Consider the following 15,610-nt stretch of genomic DNA (forward strand, 5'->3'; position numbering starts at 1 on the left):
AGTGGCTAATACATTAGTCAATGCTAATTGATTTTGGTAAAAGAAAACCCTCTCCCCTTGCGGGAGAGGGTGGCCCGCGCAGCGGGTCGGGTGAGGGGTCGAAGGCGAGGTCCGCCGCGACGGCGGTGGCGCTGGATGAGGGGCTGACAAGCCTGTCGACCCCTCATCCGGCCCTTCGGGCCACCTTCTCCCGCAAGGGGAGAAGGCAAACCACTACGCGTAGTGGATGTCGTAGTTGCCCGCGCCCGTACCGACCGTCAGGCCGGTGACGCCGACCAGCTTGATCAGCCCGTCGCCGGTGTTGACGCTGGCGCCCATGTTGACGCCGACCGTGGCGTCCTGGGTGTAGACATAGGTGTCGCCGTTCCAGGTGAAGACCGCGGCGGTATTGACCGCGACGTGGGCCGAGACGGCGATCAGCGCGTCGGTCAGCGAGGCCTTGCCGTCGGCATAGGTCTGGACATTGGCGGTGATCGCGTGGGTCAGGGCGTCCAGCACCAGGTGATCGACGCCCTTCTGGAAGCCGATGATCTCGGGCGGACCGCCGACGGTGGTGTTGTTGCGGATGTACAGGTTGGCGAGCGAGGCGGCGCTGGACGCGCCGCCCGCGATCGGGCCCTGGATCATCGTTCCGATGGCGCTGACCGTATCGGCGCCGGCGCCCAGGTAGAACCTCACCGCGGCCGGGTCGAGGTTCGGGGTCAGCGCGCCGCCGAAGAAGACGCTCAGCTGGTTGGTCCCGTCGCCCAGGCGGACGGTCTGGGCGAGGGCGGAGGTCATGGCCTCGTAGGTCAGGGTCAGGTCGCCGGCCTGGGTGGCGTCGACATTGGTGAAGTTGCTGGCGATCTGGGCCGTCAGCTTGCCCGCCCCGGTGATCGTCAGGTTCGACAAGGGGCCCTTGAAGCTGGCGCCCAGGCCCGCGTTGGTGGCGTAGCCGTAGATCAGGCCGGCGGTGCTGTCGGTGTCGACGTGCAGCGCCACCGTCGCGCCAGGGTCCACCGGGCCGGCGGTGTTGGTGACCACGCCGATCGCGCCGCCGTTGGGGATGTAGACGCCGCCCGACGCCGCGTTCACGGCGGTCGTCGGGGCGCCCTGGAAGTTCTGCAGGTGCAGGTCGAGCTTGGTCCCCGAGGTCGCCACCACCGGCATGTCGATCCTGACCGCGTTGGCGGTGTCCTTCAGCACCACCAGCTCGCGGTTGCCGACGCTGATCCCCACTGTGGCGCCGTTGAGGGCCGGCGCGTTGACGACGTCGTAGATCACGGTCGCGCCGGTCACCCCCGGCATATAGAGCGAGTGCAGGTAGACGGTCTGGAAGCCGCTGATCGTTCCGTTGTAGCCGGTGAAATCCGCCGCGCCGGGACGATCGACGTGCAGCGTGTTCGCCGTGCCGGCCGCCGTCAGGCTGGTTCCCTGGGCCATGTCGCCCTTCAGGGTGACCGTATTGCCGTCCGCCCCCAGGGCCACGGTTCCGTACTGGGCCGGCACGCCCAGGGTGGGAGTCGAAGCGCCCAGGGTTCCCAGCGTGACCGTGTCGCCGCCGTCGGCGGTGCTGATCGCGCCGTAGATCACGCCGGTGAGGTTGATCGTGTCGTGACCGGCCCCGGCGTCGATGCTCTGCAACGGGTTGAGGCCGGCCGTCCCGGTGAGGGTGTCGTTGTTGGCGGTCGACCTCAGCAGCGGGTCGGCGGCGGTCGGGGAGATGGACTTGTCGGCGGCCACCGTCAGGGTCGCGCCGGGCGAACCCGCCGCGGGCGTCCCGTAGGCCGCGACCAGGCCGCTGCGGAAGGCGGCCACGCCGTCGAGGCCGAGATCGGCCAGGAAGGCGTCATTGGCCTTGGCGTAGGTCCCGACGTCTTCCCCGGCGGCCGCGGCCAGCAGCCAGCCGACCATCGCCGCCTTGGTTCCCTGGCCGTTCAGGCCATCGCCGCCGTACGCGGCGAAGTACTGTTGCCGGGCGTAGGTCCCGCCCTGGCCGTCGGGCACCTGGTCGTTCAGCAACGCCGTGACCTTGGCGGCGTCGGGCGTGGTTCCGAAGATCTCGGCATAGGCCTTGGTCAACGACTGGCTGAGGGTCAGGGCGCCGTAGTTCGCCGTGAACCACGCCTGGCCGTCGCCGGTCTTGCCCAGGTTCATGGCGAAGTTGATGTAGCGGTTCTCGACGTTGAACGACTGGTAGTAGGCGGAATTCAAGTTGTTGGCGTTCGGGCCACTCGCCGACACCAGATAGTCGAAGCCGTGGCTGAACGGCGTCGACCCGGTGAAGAAGTTGTAGGCCAGGCTGGCGACCGAGGTCGTGTCGTTGGCCAGCTTGGTGATCTGGCTCCGGGCGTCCGCGACGCTGAGCGTTCCGCCATCCACCTGGGTCGACAGGCTGGCCAGCAGCGTCTGGTGCGCCGCCGGGATATGGGCGAAGTCCGCCCGCATGACATTGTCGTAGTAGGTCTTCAGGGTCAGCAGGGTTGTGGCCATCACGCGCGCTCCAATCCCTCGCCTTGCGGCGAACGGTCCTCAATCCCGATAGCCATACAGAGCTCGCCAAACACCCTCAAGCTGAGCCGCGAGGGTTTATCTACCCGAAGGTAGAGTTGGCCGTGGGGACCTGGCTCAGCCCTGGCCCACGGCGTGTTCGAGACGTGGCGAGGCCTCGGTTCCAACCGCGCCCGGATCGAGCGGGAACGACGCCTCGACCGTGAAGCGGCTGCCCCGGCCCGGCGCGCTTTCGACGCTCAGGTCGCCCTGCATCATCTCGACGATCTGGTGGGTGATGCTGAGGCCCAGCCCCGCGCCGCCGCCGCGGCTCAGCTGGTCGCCGACCTGTTCGAACGGGCGGAAGATGTTTTCGATCTGGTCGGCCGCGATACCGACACCGGTGTCTTCGACGATGAAACGCAGCCGCGCCGTCTCTTCGTTCGAGGCGACGGCCACGACCCGCAAGGTGACCGCGCCCCGCTCGGTGAACTTGATCGCGTTGCCGACCAGATTGATCAGCACCTGGCGGATGCGCTTGCGGTCGGCGACGACGGCGGTCGGGACGCCGGGGGCGATCTCGACCGCGAAGTCGAGGCCCTTCTCTTCGGCCGGCAGGCGGAACATCTCGCCGACGCCATCCACGCAGTCGTGCAGATCCAGCGGAGCGGCCAGCAGCTCGAACTTGCCGGCCTCGATCTTGGCGATGTCCAGGATGTCGCTGATCATGGCCAGCAGGTGCTCGCCGCTGGACTGGATGGCCCCGATCGCCTCGCGTTGCTTGGCCGACAGCTCCGTGCGGTTCAGCCAGTAGGCGTAGCCGATCACCGCGTTCAGCGGCGTGCGCAGCTCGTGGCTCATATTGCCCAGGAAGCGCGACTTGGCGCGGCTGGCGGCTTCGGCCGAGGCGTGGGCGCCGGCCAGCAGGCGGGCCTCGTCGGCCTGGCGTCGCTGGCGCGCCTCATAGGCCCGCCGCATCTGGAAGACGCGCAGCACCAGGAAGCCGCCCGCCACGACCAGCCAGACCCCCAGGATGACCAGGTAGAACTGCTCGGTCGAAAAGTGCGTGCCCCTGAATTCGACTTGGTCGACCGTCACGGCCTGGGCGCTCGGCGCCTTGGCGTTGCTGGTGGCGATGGCGACGATGTGGACCTCGTCCAGCACCGGCGCGGCCTCCTCCGGCGACAGTTTGTGGTTGGCCACCCACCATTGTTCGGGCGCCAGCTCGCTAAGTGGCAGTCGCACCACATTGACGCCCTGCACGACCGGGAAGTCGGTCGCCAGCGGCACCAGCTCGCCCTTCAGCTTGGCGCGCAGGGCGGCCGGCGGCGCGCTTCTGACCAGCAGCCGCAGCCGGTCGCCGTCGCCGTGATAGGTGAAACGCAGCGTGACGGTCTGCAGGGTCGAGAAGTTCAACCCCTTGCCGTCGATCGCCCCGGGCTTGCTGGCGGCGTCCAGCTGCAGGCCGTAGCCGCAATAGGGGTAGGTGACGCCCGCGCGGATCTGGCACGACCAGGACAGCGGCCTTTTCGGATCGGCCGAGACGACCGAGCGGCCGCCGTCGTCGGCGTCCGAGAAGGTGTAGCCCGCGAAGCGCCCGGAGTCCGGCGACAGGTCTAGCGTCTGGCTGGTCAGGGCGCTCTTGCCCAGCACCGCCGCGAAGGTGACGGCCAGCAGCAGGAAGATCGCAGCCTCGAGCTTGAGGTTGGCGTAGGCCAGCCAGGGCTTTCGACCATCCCTGACGTCGGCGCGCGCGGGGGCGAGCTCCGTCGAGGATGGGCGATGATCCGGACCGTTCGACACCCTCTTCCCCTCGCCTGCCTCGACGCGGGTCGAAGGCGCTGCGCAGAAACCTGCGTTACTCGGCTTTAGAGCGTCAGCGTTTCCCCATCGTTGAGGAAAGGGGCGGTGCGACATTTTGTTGCGAGGGGGAGGGGCGGCCGTACTCAATTGAACGACCCCTTTCATGTGTCATCCCGGCCGCAGCGAAGCGGAGAGCCGGGACCGCGGAAAGCTCGGCGTTTCCGGCGGTCCCGGATAGCCTCTGCGAGGCTTCCGGGATGACACGGATATGAAGGAGCCTACCGCCGCCCCATCTTCGCCAGCGCCGCCCGCATCGCCGCCGCCTGGGCCGCTGGGGGCTTGGCCCCGGCCGGCTCAGGGGGCGCGGCGTCGGCGGCGTCCATGCGGTCGAAGGCCTCGCGCAACGCGGCGGGCGCGAGGCGGGGCTTTTCGTTGCGGCGTGGGGGAACCAGGGCGGCGATCCGGCGGGCTTCGGCCGCCAGCTGGCCGGCCAGCCGGGCCTTGTCGCGAACCTTGGCGATGACGGCCGGGTCGTCGCTCTTCTCGGCCAAGGCCCAGGCGGCGTCGATCGCGTCCATCAGCTTGCGCTGCAGGACTTCGCACCAGGTGGAGACGGGGGTGTGGGTGTCGCTCATGGAGATAGAGCATGAGGCCGCCGGAAGGGCCGGGGATAAGAAACGTGCGTTTTCCTGTAACGGCCTGTCGAAGAACGGAAACGTTGGTTTTTTAGCGGGGATAAGCACGGGAGTTTCCCTCTCCTCCCCCTCTGGGGGAGGGGGACCGGCGAACGCCGGTGGAGGGGCCCTGTGAGGTGGCGAGTTCACGACCGCTTCGCGGACCCCCTCCGTCTCCGTGCGTATCCGCACGGATCCACCTCCCCCYAATGGGGAGGAGAGATCGGCCCTGTGGATAACTTTTCCCGCTTACGCCCCGAACCCCGCCGCCACGACAGCGTGGGCCAGCTCGGCATGCACCGCGTTGCGGGCGTCGTCGTCGGCGCTGCCGCGATCGTGGAAGGCGGCGATCAGGATCGGCTTGCGGCCGCGCGGCCAGGCGATGGCGATGTCGTTGGTGGTGTCCTTGCCGTTGTTGCCGGTCTTGTCGCCGACCCGCCAGCCGCGCGGCAGGCCCGCCCGCAGGCGCTTGTTCCCGGTGCGGTTGGCCACCAGCCACGCGGTCAGCTGCTTGCGCGAGGCCGGGGAGAGGGCGTCGCCCAGCAGCAAGGTCTTCCAGGTCCCCAGGATGGCCGAGGGCGTGGTGGTGTCGCGCGGGTCGTCGGGGGCGCCGGTGTTCAGCTCGGGCTCGCGGCGGTCGCAGCGGGTGGTCTGGTCGCCAATGGCCCGCAGGAAGCGGGTCAGGCTGGCCGGCCCGCCCGCGCCCGGGCCCAGCGCGTCGAGCAGCAGGTTGGCGGAGGCGTTGTCGCTCCAGGTGATGGTCGCCTCGCACAGGGCGGCCACCATCATGCCTTCGCCGAGATGCTTCTCGACCACGGGTGAATTGCCCATCAGCACGTCGCGGCCGTAGGTGATCCGGCGGTCCAGCTGCTCGCGGCCCTGGTCGACCCGGCGCAGAACGGCGGCGGCCAGCGGCATCTTGAAGGTGCTGCACATCCGGAAGCGGTCGTCGCCGCGCCAGGCGAAGCGACGGCCCGTCTGAGTGTCCAGAACCGCCACGCCCAGGCGGCCGCCGCTGCGCTGCTCCAGGTCGTTAATACGTGAATTAAGGGCTGCCGAGCCCTCTTCGGCGGCCAACGAGAAAGTAGGCAGCACGACGGGCGCGGCCGCCAGGGCCGTGAGGAAGGTTCTGCGATACATGTGAGGTCTCCTTGCCCGCCGAACCTGCCCGGGGCTGGTCATCGCCGCAAACGACGATACCTTGGCTGAGCCCCTAGTTTAATTTGGGTCTACCGCATGAGCCGCGCCCAACTGCCCTTGAATGCCCTGCGCGCCTTCGAGGCGTCGGCCCGGCATCTGTCGTTCACCCGCGCCGCCATCGAGCTGTGCGTGACCCAGGCCGCCGTCAGCCATCAGGTGAAGGGGCTGGAGGCGCGGCTGGGCGCGAGCCTGTTCCGCCGCCTGCCCCGGGGCCTGGCCCTGACCGACGAGGGCCTGGCCCTGCTGCCCAGCGTGCGCGACTCGTTCGACCGGCTGGGCGACACCCTGGCGCGGTTCGAGGGCGGCCGGGTGCTGGAGGTGCTCAGCGTCGGGGTGGTGGGCACCTTCGCGGTCGGCTGGCTGCTGCCGCGCCTGCCGGCTTTCCGCGAGGCCCACCCGTTCATCGACCTGCGCCTGTTCACCAACAACAACCGCACCGACCTGGCCGGCGAGGGCCTGGACTGCGCGGTGCGGTTCGGCGACGGGGCCTGGCACGGGACCGAAGCCGCGCCGCTGTTCGAGGCCCCGATGAGTCCGCTGTGCTCGCCCGCCATCGCCGAGCGGCTGACCGAGCCGGCGGCCCTGTTGGCCGAGACCCTGCTGCGCAGCTACCGCGCCGCCGACTGGCCGGACTGGTTCGCCGCCGCCGGCCTGCCGCCGCCGCCGATCCGCGGGCCGGTGTTCGACAGCTCCTGGGTGATGGTCGAGGCCGCCATGCAAGGAATAGGGGTGGCCCTCGCGCCGCCAATGATGTTTGCTCGCGATCTGCAGCAGGGACGCCTGGTTCGGCCGTTCCCGACTCAGGTCAGCGCGGGTCGCTACTGGCTGACCTGGCTGAAGTCCAAGGCCCCGAGTCCCGCCTTGCGAGCCTTCCAGGCGTGGCTTTCGAGCACCTCCAGTGAATAAAAAATCCCGGGAACCAAAGTCCGTGGACGGCGCTCGCGCGCGGTATAGAAAGTGCTCGAAATAGGCTGCGATATCAACGGTCTAGCTTGGCTTCGAAAGGCCGGAATCGCGCCCATCTTTGGCCTAGTTTGGCTTGCCGATTTGCAACGGCGAGCGTTGCAGGACGTCTCGCACCCCCTACTACGGACGAGACCCAGACAATGATAGCAAGCACGAAGACCATGATGGTCGCCGCCGCCCTGGTGATGGGCGGCCTGTCGGTCAGCGGCTGCGCGACCAAGAAGTTCGTCAATCAGCAGGTCGGCCAGGTCGAGACGCGGGTCAGCGCTCACGACACCCAGATCGGCGAACTGGACAAGACCGCCAAGGAGGCGCTCGATCGCGCCACCGCGGCCGGCAAGCTGGCGGAGGGCAAGTTCCAGTACGCCCTGGTGCTCAGCGATGACTCGGTGAAGTTCCCGGTCAATGCGGCGAACCTCTCGCCGGAAGCCGAGCAACGCCTCGCCGAGTTCACCGAGAAGCTGAAGGCCGACAACAAGAACGTGTACCTGGAAATCCAGGGCCACACCGACAACTCGGGCGCCCCGACCTACAACGAGGAGCTGGGCGAGAAGCGGGCCGAAACGGTGCGTAAGTTCCTCAGCCAGCATGGCGTGGCGCTGAACCGCATGGCCACGATCTCGTACGGCGAAGACGCCCCTGTCGCCCCGAACGAAACGCGCGAAGGCCGGGCCCAGAACCGCCGCGTCGTCGTGATGGTGCTTTCGTAAAGTTCGCGTTCCAGGTCGGCTTCCCGGTAGGCATCAACCCGGGAAGACCGATCAGGGCGGACTCGCCGGCGCGGGAGTGAGCGCCGCGCCGGCGAGGTTTCGCTTCACCTAACAGTAGGCTTAAGCGGCCTTGAACCTGTCCGCCGGATAGCGGCGCGACAGGTTCGGGGCCAGCTTGCCGCGGGCGCCTTGGAAGGCGTCCCAGTCGGCCGGATCGGGCAGCGACGGGATGGTGACCAGCTCGCCCTGGTCGAAGCCGGCAAGCGCCGCGTCGACCAGATCGTCGACGTCCATCACCGTGTTCGGGTCGAGCGCGTCGACGTCGTGGCCGGCCCGTTCCCAGATCTCGGTGCGCGTGGCGCCGGGCAGCACGGCCTGCAGGCGCACGCCGGCCGGGAATTCCTCGCGCAGGGCCTGGGTCAGGTACAGGACGAAGGCCTTGGTCGCGCCGTACACCGGCAAACGGAATTCCGGCATCACCCCGACCACCGAGCCGAGGTTGATGATCGTCCCGCGGTCACGCGGCACGAAGGCCGAGGACGCCGCCTGGGCCAGACGGGTGACGGCCGTGACGTTCAGCTGGATCAGCCGGTCGATCGCGTCGCGGTCGCTGACGGCGAAGCCGGCGAAGCCGCCCGCGCCGGCGTTGTTGACCAGCAGCTCGATGGTCGGGTCGGTCGCCAGGCGCTCTTCCAGCTTCACGAGATCGGCCTTGTCGGTCAGGTCGGCCTTGATGACCTCGACCTTGACGCCGGTCTCGGCGCGCAGGCGCTCGGCCAGGGCGTTCAGGCGGCTTTCGTCGCGGGCCGCCAGGATCAGGTCGTAACCACGCTTGGCCAGGCGGTCGGCATAGACCGCGCCGATGCCGGTCGAGGCGCCGGTGATCAGGGCCACGCCTTTGCTGTTGTTGTCGCTCATCGTCGTCTAAGTCCTTTGCCGAGGCCCCAGCGGTCCGGCGTCCACCCTAGCTATGAGGTAACTTGCATTTCGCAAGTGAGTGGCCAATTTAATCGTCATGAGCAAATCTGAACGCCCTGCCACCCAATGTCCGGTCGCCCGCACGCTGGAGCGGGTCGGCGACGGCTGGACCTTCCTGATCTTGCGCGACGCGGGCCAGGGGCTGACCCGCTTCGACCAGTTCGAGAAGAGCCTGGGCGTGGCCCCCAACATCCTGACCAAGCGGCTGGCGGCCCTGGTCGAGAACGGCCTGCTGGAAAAGCGCCGCTACCAGGAGCGGCCGCCGCGTTTCGAATATCTGCTGACGGACCTCGGCCGCGACTTCGACGCGGTGCTGACGGCGATGATGGCCTTCGGCAACCGCCACTTCGCTCCGGAGGGCGCGGCCAGCCAGCTGGTCGATCGCCAGACGGGCCGGGTCGCCGAGCCGATCCTGGTCGACCGGGTCAGCGGCAAGCCGATCACCGAGGAACACTTCGCCTATTCCCCCGGCCCGGCCGCCGGTCCCGAGGTGCTGGCCCGGGTGGCGTTCATGGCCGAGCGGGCGGGGAAGTAAGAAACCCGACCTCCCCGGCGAACGCCGGGGCCTAGATCTCATGGCGTTTGGGCTGACGGGAAGGGCGCGGCGTTCAAAGAGCCCACCCCAGCGCTCTTCCATCTGGACCCCGGCCTTCGCCGGGGAGGTCGGAAGTTTGGGGGAAGCCGGGAAAGTGTGTTGTCTGAAGATGCGGGCAACGGCAACGTTCGGCCTCAGTTGCTCCGGAGCCCGCATGCGTCTGCCCATCATCCTCGCCGCAAGCCTGGCCCTCGCCAGCGCCGCCCATGCGGAAACTCCGGCGCCTTCCACCGACCAGCCGCTGCTGCGGACGATCGCCGCCGATGTCGATCCCAAGGCGCTGGAGGGCACGATCCGTACGCTGGTCGGCTTCGGCACCCGCCACACTCTGTCGGACACCAAATCGGACAAGCGCGGCATCGGGGCGGCCCGCCGCTGGGCCAAGGCGCGGTTCGAGGCGATCGGCAAGGACTGCGGCGGCTGCCTGACGGTCGAGACGCCCTCGCAGGTCTTCACCAACAAGCGCGCGCCCAACCCGACCGAGGTGATGGACGTGCTGGCCATCCAGAAGGGGACCAGCGACCCCGGCCGGGTGATCATCATCGCCGGCCACCTCGACAGCCGGGTCACCGACGTCATGGACTTCACCAGCGACGCTCCCGGCGCCAATGACGACGCCTCGGGCGTGGCGGCGGTGGTCGAGGCCGCCCGGGTGCTGTCCAAGCACAAGTTCCCGGCCACCCTGGTGTTCGCCGTCCTGTCGGGCGAGGAGCAGGGCCTGCTGGGCGGCAAGGTGCTGGCCGACTACGCACGGGCCCAGGGCTGGAAGGTCGAAGCCGACCTCAACAACGACATCGTCGGCAACAGCCATGGCCAGAGCGGGGTGATGGACAACACCCACGTCCGCGTCTTCTCGGAAGGCACCAAGGCGGTCGAGACGCCCGAGCAGGCCAACGGCCGCCGCTACAACGGCGGCGAGGTCGACAGCCCCTCGCGCAACCTGGCCCGCTTCCTGGACGGCCTGGCCGACCGCTACCTGACCAATTTCGACGTGACCATGGTCTACCGCACCGACCGCTACGGCCGGGGCGGCGACCAGGTGCCGCTGCTCGAGGCCGGCTATCCGGCCGTGCGGGTCACCGAGGCGATCGAGAACTACGACCGCCAGCACCAGACCCTGCGCACCGAGAACGGCAAGGCCTATGGCGACGTGATCGAGGGCGTGGACTTTGCCTACCTGGCCCAGGTCACGCGGCTGAACACCGTCGCCATGGCCAGCCTGGCCTCGGCCCCGCCGCCGCCGTCGGACGTCAAGATCGCCGGCGCGGTCAGCCCCGACACCAAGGTCTCGTGGGCGGAGACGCCGGGCGCGGCCGGCCACCGGGTGTGGTGGCGCGGCACCATCGACCCGACCTGGCGCTTCAGCCGCTGGGTTCCGGACGGCGTGACGACGACCTTGAAGGACGTGGTCATCGACGACTTCTTCTTCGGGGTGTCGGCGGTGAGCGCCGACGGCTGGGAGAGCCCGGTGGTGTTCCCCGGCGCGGCGGGCAGCTTCGAGAGCGTGGTTCCGGCGCCCAAGCAACCCTGAAGCTGTCATCCCGGACAAGCGCGCAGCGCGCCGATCCGGGACCGCCGGAAGCTCTGAGTCTGTGGCGGTCCCGGCTCTCCGCTACGCTGCGGCCGGGATGACAGGTTTGTTGAGGGATATGGACCTAAGCGATCAGGTCCGGATCGTTCCGCTTCAGCCAGGCGGCGGCGTAGGCGCATAGCGGGGTGATCCGCATGCCCTCGGCGCGCGCCGTCTCGGCGACGCGGGTCATCAGGCGTCCGGCCGAGCCCTTGCCGCGCAGGGCGGGGTCGGCCTCGACGTGCGGGATCACCAGCCGGTGCCCGGCCCGCTGATAGTCGGCCCAGGCGAGGAAGCCGTCTTCCTCCAGCTCGTAGCGGCTGAGTTCGGGGTTGTGGCGGAAGGTGTCGGTCATGACGAGGGAACGCGTTTCGCTATGATCTGATCCTCCCCCGCGATGCGGGGGAGGTGGCCCGGAGGGCCGGAGGGGGCCAACGCGGCATGCTTCCAGCTCGCCCCCTCAGTCGCTCCGCGACAGCTCCCCCGCATCGCGGGGGAGCAGACTCGAAGTCTTAAACCAGCTCGATCGCCATCGCCGTGGCCTCGCCGCCGCCGATGCACAAGGACGCCAACCCCTTCTTGCCGCCGCGCGCCTGCAACGCCGAGATCAGGGTGCAGAGGATCCGCGCCCCCGAGGCGCCGATGGGGTGGCCCAAGGCGCAAGCGCCGCCGTTGACGTTCAGCTTGTCGGGATCGAAGCCCAGCTCCTGCTGGGCGATCATGGCGACCACGGCGAAGGCTTCGTTGACCTCGAACAGGTCGACGTCGGCGACCTCCCAGCCGGCCTTCTTCAGCGCCTTGCGCATGGCCGGGACCGGGGCGGTGGTGAACAGGCCCGGCTCGTGGGCGTGGGCGGCGTGGCCGACCACCTTGGCGACGATCGGCAGGCCGAGAGCCTTGGCGACGCTTTCGCGGGTCATGACCAGGGCGGCCGCGCCGTCGCTGATCGACGAGCTGTTGGCCGCCGTGATGCCGCCGTCGCGGGCGAAGGCCGGGCGCAGGGTCGGGATCTTGGCCGGGTCGGCCTTCAGCGGCTGCTCGTCGGTGTCGACGACCTCGGTCCCCTTGCGGGTGGTCACCGTCACCGGGGCGATCTCGGCCTTGAAGGCCCCGCTCTCGATCGCCGCCTTGGCCTTCATCAGGCCCTTGGTCGCGTAGTCGTCCATGGCCTCGCGGGTGAACTGGTAGGTCGCCGCCGTCTCTTCGGCGAAGGCGCCCATCAGCTTGCCCGGGGTGTAGGCGTCCTCGAGACCGTCCAGGTACATCGAGTCCCACATCTGATCGTGGCCGATCCGGGCCCCGCCGCGATGCTTGGACATCAGGTAGGGCGCGCCGGTCATGCTCTCCATGCCGCCGGCCACCACCACGTCGACCGAGCCGGCCGCCAGGGCGTCGTGGGCCAGGATCGCGGCCTGCATGCCGCTGCCGCACATCTTGTTGACCGTGGTCGCCTCGACGGAAAGAGGCAGGCCCGCGCCGATCGCCGCCTGGCGGGCGGGAGCCTGGCCGAGGCCGGCGGGCAGCACGCAGCCCATGATGATCTGCTCGACCTTGTCGCCGGCGACGCCGGCCCGCTCGATCGCGGCCTTGACCGCCGCCGCGCCCAGTTCGGTGGCCTTCACCCCGCCCAGCGCGCCCTGGAAGCCGCCCATCGGCGTGCGGGCGAAGGAGACGATGACGACGGGATCAGCGACGGACATGGATTAGGCTCCCTGAGCGGATTTTGAGGCGAGATAGGCCTTCATGGTCTCATCGTGCGCAAGAGGATTGCGAAGATGTGATGAGAAAGGGGCGAGGCGTCGTTGGGTGGGCCCGCGACGCCTCGCCAGTCGTGCAATAACCGAGAGAGTCAATTGCGATTAAAAACCTATGCCGGTTCATCTTCAAACGCAACGGTCTCTTGCTTTCCCTCGCGGAACGCCGCACCCTGCCAGAATGGGCCGCACTGCTGACTACACCAACGAACGTTGCTCGGTCGCCGCCACCCTCGAGGTCGTGGGTGATCCGTGGACCTTGCTGATCCTGCGCGACGCCTTCACCGGCGTGAAGCGTTTCGAGCAGTGGCAGGAGCGACTGGGCGTCGCCCGCAACGTCCTGGCCGCCCGGCTCAAGACCCTGGTTGCGAACGGCGTCATGGAAACCCGCCGCTATTCGGAGCGCCCGCCGCGCCACGAATATTGGCTGACCCCGAAGGGCCTGGCCCTGTCGCCGGTGCTGCTGACCATGGCCGAGTGGGGCGACCAGCACGTCTACGGCCGTGACAAGTCGCCGGTGATGTTCCGCCACAAGGGCTGCGGCTGCGCCTTCCACCCCGTCCTGGCCTGCGAGGAATGCGGCGAGGTGGTCCAGCGCCGCGACCTCGAACGCGCCCCGCAGGAAGACCAAATGCAGACCGTCGGCGAGGCGCTGGAAGCCTCCCGTATCGCGGCCGAGTGAGCTACCGCTTCCACGTCCATCACACGCGGCCGGCGTACAGGCTGGTAATCGCCGAGGGCGCGCCGTTCCCGGCGGCGGCCCGCGAAGAGGACTGGCGTTTCACCATCTCCCGCGAGCGCGACGACACCGCCGCCGACGTCGCCCGTCTGGTCGACGAGACCGGCTATTGCCTGTTCAAGGTCGGCCTGAGCTTCGAGGAGTTGGCGCGGGCTGAAGACGGATAGCGCAGCGGCGTTGGACTAGTCCGCGATCCCGGCCCGCAGCGGATCCTCGCCCGTCAGGTCCTTGATGTGCTGGCGCTGGCGTCGCACGCCCGCCGCCTTCGTCTCGGCGGCCGGCTGAGGCGTCTTCGGAGCCTTCGGTTTGGGCTCGGGTTTTTTCGGCTTCATCACAGACCTCGTTCAGCGGCGCGGCAGGGCGCGGGTGACCAGCTGGGCGGCGCCGACGGTCAGGGCGTCCTCGACCAGGCCGGTCGAGGTCTGGCCGAACCGGCGCATGGCCTTCATCCGGGCGCCGAAGGTGACATAGGCGGCGGCGACCGCCGCGCTCGCCCCGACCACGGCGCCGAGCACCACCCGTCGCCGAGGCGCGAGAGCCGCGCCGGCCAGGCCGCCGGTGACGAGCCGCGCGGCGATGCCCAGCGGCACGATCCGGTCAGGGGCCGAGGGCAGCTTGTCGCCCCACAGCTCGCCGGCCGCCAAGGCCTTGGAGCCGGCCGCGACCCACGGATGGGCCAGCCAGCGCGCTGGAGGGTTGTCAGCCGCCAGATGGCCGTGACGGGCCGCGTCGCTGACGGCGGCCAGCGGCGTCATCGACCGGGATCCGGCCGAAAGGCCGATGAGCAGGGACTGGAGCATGGGCGGGTCTCCGTGCGCGAAGGGCTTCCGACAGAAACCCCGCGCCGCCCGCTTTGATCCGTGGAGACTAGGCCTCGGCCAGATCCATCTGGCGCGTCGTGCCGGCGATGAAGCCGCCGCCCAGCACCCGTTCTGGATCGGCCGGATCGTAGAGTACGCAGGCCTGGCCGGGCGCGACGCCTTCCTCGGCCCCGTCGAACACGACCGCGACCTGGCCATCCTTGAAGGCCAGGCGGCCGGCGACGGGTTCGCGGGTCGAGCGGACGCGGGCCAGGACCGGTTGGCCCTCTTCGGCGGCGGCTTCCAGGCTGTCCTGGCCGCCCAGCCAGCTGCCTTCCTTGAGGGTCAGCGACGCGGTCAGCAGGGCCTCGCGCGGGCCGACGATGACCTGGCGCTTGTCGGCGTCGATGCGGACCACGAACAGCGGGTCGCCGACGGCGATGTTCAGGCCCCGGCGCTGGCCGATCGTGTAGCGGGTGACGCCCTCGTGGCGGCCCAGCACGCGGCCGTCCAGGTGCACGACGTCGCCCGGCTCCGCGCCTTGCGGGCGGATGCGGTCGATCACCGTGGTGTACTTGCCCTCGGGCACGAAGCAGATGTCCTGGCTGTCGGGCTTGTCGGCGATGGCCAGGCCCAGGCCCGCGGCGACGGCGCGCACGGTCGGCTTGTCCATGCCGCCCAGCGGGAAGCGCAGGAAGTCCAGCTGGTCGCGCGTGGTGGCGAACAGGAAATAGCTCTGGTCCTTGGCCGGGTCGGCGGCGCGGCGCAGCTGCGGGCGGTTGCCGCCGCCCGTAAACGCCCGCTGCACGTAGTGGCCGGTGGCCATGGCCTCGGCGCCCAGGTCGCGGGCCACGTCCAGCAGGTCGCGGAACTTGACGGTCTGGTTGCAGCGCACGCAGGGGATCGGCGTCTCGCCGCGCAGATAGGCGTCGGCGAAGTCCTCGATGACCTGCTCGCGGAAGCGGCTTTCGTAGTCCAGCACGTAGTGCGGGATGCCGATGCGCTCGGCGGCCATGCGGGCGTCCAGGATGTCCTGGCCGGCGCAGCAGGCGCCCTTGCGCGAGATCGCCGCGCCGTGGTCGTAGAGCTGCAGGGTGACGCCCACCACGTCGTAGCCGGCGCGGGCCAGCAGGGCGGCGGTGACGGTGGAGTCCACGCCGCCGGACATGGCCGCGACGATCCGCGTCCCCTCCGGCAGGCCGACGGCCGCGCGCACCTGTTCGACGGCCCGGACGATGAGCGCGTCGGGTTCGTGGGTGGCGGCGGTGGTCAGCAAGGCGGCGTCCATGGCCGCGCATATAGCGGGTCGGCGGCGGTTTTGCGAGGTTGGGGGTAGGAGGTTCCTCCCCCGC

The 15,610-nt window shown here is 69.3% G+C and carries 16 protein-coding genes; 6 read left to right on the forward strand and 10 right to left on the reverse strand.

What is annotated here, in order from left to right:
• Positions 1 to 213: 213 nt before the first annotated feature.
• The 4 genes from ASC70_RS25275 to bla form a co-directional block, all read right to left on the reverse strand.
• Positions 214 to 2,472 carry a hypothetical protein gene (locus tag ASC70_RS25275; protein WP_056049032.1) on the reverse strand — a complete coding sequence of 753 codons (2,259 nt, stop codon included), beginning with the start codon at positions 2,470 to 2,472 and terminating at the stop codon, positions 214 to 216.
• Positions 2,473 to 2,607: 135 nt separating this feature from the next.
• Positions 2,608 to 4,272: a HAMP domain-containing sensor histidine kinase gene (locus ASC70_RS08810; RefSeq protein ID WP_056049035.1), complete on the reverse strand. Its 1,665-nt coding sequence runs from the start codon at positions 4,270 to 4,272 to the stop codon at positions 2,608 to 2,610.
• 278 nt (positions 4,273 to 4,550) lie between these two features.
• Positions 4,551 to 4,907, reverse strand: a complete 357-nt coding sequence (locus ASC70_RS08815) for a hypothetical protein (protein ID WP_056049037.1) — start codon at positions 4,905 to 4,907, stop codon at positions 4,551 to 4,553.
• A 288-nt stretch (positions 4,908 to 5,195) separates the two neighbouring features.
• Positions 5,196 to 6,086, reverse strand: coding sequence for a class A beta-lactamase (bla, locus tag ASC70_RS08820; RefSeq protein ID WP_056049040.1), 891 nt, complete (start codon positions 6,084 to 6,086; stop codon positions 5,196 to 5,198).
• Between the two features lie 96 nt (positions 6,087 to 6,182).
• On the opposite strand from bla, the gene ASC70_RS08825 reads away from it, so the two are divergent.
• Both ASC70_RS08825 and ASC70_RS08830 read left to right on the forward strand, forming a co-directional pair.
• Entirely contained in the window at positions 6,183 to 7,052 is an 870-nt protein-coding gene (locus tag ASC70_RS08825) for a LysR family transcriptional regulator (protein ID WP_056049043.1), read from the forward strand.
• A gap of 200 nt (positions 7,053 to 7,252) precedes the next feature.
• Positions 7,253 to 7,822, forward strand: coding sequence for an OmpA family protein (locus tag ASC70_RS08830; RefSeq protein WP_047410376.1), 570 nt, complete (start codon positions 7,253 to 7,255; stop codon positions 7,820 to 7,822).
• Between the two features lie 120 nt (positions 7,823 to 7,942).
• Here ASC70_RS08830 and ASC70_RS08835 read toward each other — a convergent pair whose 3' ends face one another.
• A complete protein-coding gene (locus ASC70_RS08835) occupies positions 7,943 to 8,740 on the reverse strand; it encodes an SDR family oxidoreductase (RefSeq protein WP_056049045.1) in 798 nt (265 codons plus the stop codon).
• A gap of 97 nt (positions 8,741 to 8,837) precedes the next feature.
• On the opposite strand from ASC70_RS08835, the gene ASC70_RS08840 reads away from it, so the two are divergent.
• Both ASC70_RS08840 and ASC70_RS08845 read left to right on the forward strand, forming a co-directional pair.
• Positions 8,838 to 9,335 carry a helix-turn-helix domain-containing protein gene (locus ASC70_RS08840; RefSeq protein ID WP_056049048.1) on the forward strand — a complete coding sequence of 166 codons (498 nt, stop codon included), beginning with the start codon at positions 8,838 to 8,840 and terminating at the stop codon, positions 9,333 to 9,335.
• 214 nt (positions 9,336 to 9,549) lie between these two features.
• Positions 9,550 to 10,926: a M20/M25/M40 family metallo-hydrolase gene (locus ASC70_RS08845; protein ID WP_056049050.1), complete on the forward strand. Its 1,377-nt coding sequence runs from the start codon at positions 9,550 to 9,552 to the stop codon at positions 10,924 to 10,926.
• 124 nt (positions 10,927 to 11,050) lie between these two features.
• Here the strand turns inward: ASC70_RS08845 and ASC70_RS08850 are convergent, their stop codons facing one another.
• The gene (locus ASC70_RS08850) at positions 11,051 to 11,320 is read right to left on the reverse strand and encodes a GNAT family N-acetyltransferase (RefSeq protein WP_056049053.1); all 270 of its coding nucleotides are present in this window, start codon (positions 11,318 to 11,320) and stop codon (positions 11,051 to 11,053) included.
• Positions 11,321 to 11,477: 157 nt separating this feature from the next.
• The gene (locus ASC70_RS08855) at positions 11,478 to 12,665 is read right to left on the reverse strand and encodes an acetyl-CoA C-acyltransferase (protein WP_056049056.1); all 1,188 of its coding nucleotides are present in this window, start codon (positions 12,663 to 12,665) and stop codon (positions 11,478 to 11,480) included.
• A 235-nt stretch (positions 12,666 to 12,900) separates the two neighbouring features.
• Between ASC70_RS08855 and ASC70_RS08860 the strand changes: the two genes are divergently transcribed.
• On the forward strand, positions 12,901 to 13,401 hold the full coding sequence (locus ASC70_RS08860) for a helix-turn-helix domain-containing protein (protein ID WP_056049059.1): 501 nt from the start codon (positions 12,901 to 12,903) through the stop codon (positions 13,399 to 13,401).
• Complete coding sequence (locus ASC70_RS08865; protein ID WP_056049061.1) at positions 13,398 to 13,625, forward strand: hypothetical protein; 228 nt, start codon at positions 13,398 to 13,400, stop codon at positions 13,623 to 13,625. Before ASC70_RS08860 ends, ASC70_RS08865 begins: the two co-directional genes overlap by 4 nt.
• A 15-nt stretch (positions 13,626 to 13,640) precedes the next feature.
• Here ASC70_RS08865 and ASC70_RS25170 read toward each other — a convergent pair whose 3' ends face one another.
• The 3 genes from ASC70_RS25170 to mnmA form a co-directional block, all read right to left on the reverse strand.
• On the reverse strand, positions 13,641 to 13,790 hold the full coding sequence (locus ASC70_RS25170; RefSeq protein ID WP_162247193.1) for a hypothetical protein: 150 nt from the start codon (positions 13,788 to 13,790) through the stop codon (positions 13,641 to 13,643).
• A 12-nt stretch (positions 13,791 to 13,802) separates the two neighbouring features.
• A complete protein-coding gene (locus tag ASC70_RS08870; RefSeq protein WP_056049064.1) occupies positions 13,803 to 14,258 on the reverse strand; it encodes a DUF4126 family protein in 456 nt (151 codons plus the stop codon).
• Between the two features lie 67 nt (positions 14,259 to 14,325).
• A complete protein-coding gene (mnmA, locus tag ASC70_RS08875) occupies positions 14,326 to 15,546 on the reverse strand; it encodes a tRNA 2-thiouridine(34) synthase MnmA (RefSeq protein ID WP_056049067.1) in 1,221 nt (406 codons plus the stop codon).
• Between the last annotated feature and the right edge of the window lie 64 nt (positions 15,547 to 15,610).

The sequence above is a fragment of the Caulobacter sp. Root343 genome (assembly GCF_001425745.1).
Taxonomy (GTDB): Bacteria; Pseudomonadota; Alphaproteobacteria; order Caulobacterales; family Caulobacteraceae; genus Caulobacter.

Bases quoted from the DNA above. Each gene is read 5' to 3' on its own strand.
- ASC70_RS08815 (WP_056049037.1), bottom strand. From the start codon at position 4,907: ATGAGCGACACCCACACCCCCGTCTCCACCTGGTGCGAAGTCCTGCAG.
- ASC70_RS25170 (WP_162247193.1), bottom strand. From the start codon at position 13,790: ATGAAGCCGAAAAAACCCGAGCCCAAACCGAAGGCTCCGAAGACGCCT.
- ASC70_RS08860 (WP_056049059.1), top strand. From the start codon at position 12,901: ATGGGCCGCACTGCTGACTACACCAACGAACGTTGCTCGGTCGCCGCC.
- ASC70_RS25275 (WP_056049032.1), bottom strand. From the start codon at position 2,472: ATGGCCACAACCCTGCTGACCCTGAAGACCTACTACGACAATGTCATG.
- bla (WP_056049040.1), bottom strand. From the start codon at position 6,086: ATGTATCGCAGAACCTTCCTCACGGCCCTGGCGGCCGCGCCCGTCGTG.
- ASC70_RS08830 (WP_047410376.1), top strand. From the start codon at position 7,253: ATGATAGCAAGCACGAAGACCATGATGGTCGCCGCCGCCCTGGTGATG.
- ASC70_RS08855 (WP_056049056.1), bottom strand. From the start codon at position 12,665: ATGTCCGTCGCTGATCCCGTCGTCATCGTCTCCTTCGCCCGCACGCCG.
- ASC70_RS08850 (WP_056049053.1), bottom strand. From the start codon at position 11,320: ATGACCGACACCTTCCGCCACAACCCCGAACTCAGCCGCTACGAGCTG.
- ASC70_RS08845 (WP_056049050.1), top strand. From the start codon at position 9,550: ATGCGTCTGCCCATCATCCTCGCCGCAAGCCTGGCCCTCGCCAGCGCC.
- ASC70_RS08825 (WP_056049043.1), top strand. From the start codon at position 6,183: ATGAGCCGCGCCCAACTGCCCTTGAATGCCCTGCGCGCCTTCGAGGCG.
- ASC70_RS08870 (WP_056049064.1), bottom strand. From the start codon at position 14,258: ATGCTCCAGTCCCTGCTCATCGGCCTTTCGGCCGGATCCCGGTCGATG.
- ASC70_RS08840 (WP_056049048.1), top strand. From the start codon at position 8,838: ATGAGCAAATCTGAACGCCCTGCCACCCAATGTCCGGTCGCCCGCACG.
- ASC70_RS08835 (WP_056049045.1), bottom strand. From the start codon at position 8,740: ATGAGCGACAACAACAGCAAAGGCGTGGCCCTGATCACCGGCGCCTCG.
- mnmA (WP_056049067.1), bottom strand. From the start codon at position 15,546: ATGGACGCCGCCTTGCTGACCACCGCCGCCACCCACGAACCCGACGCG.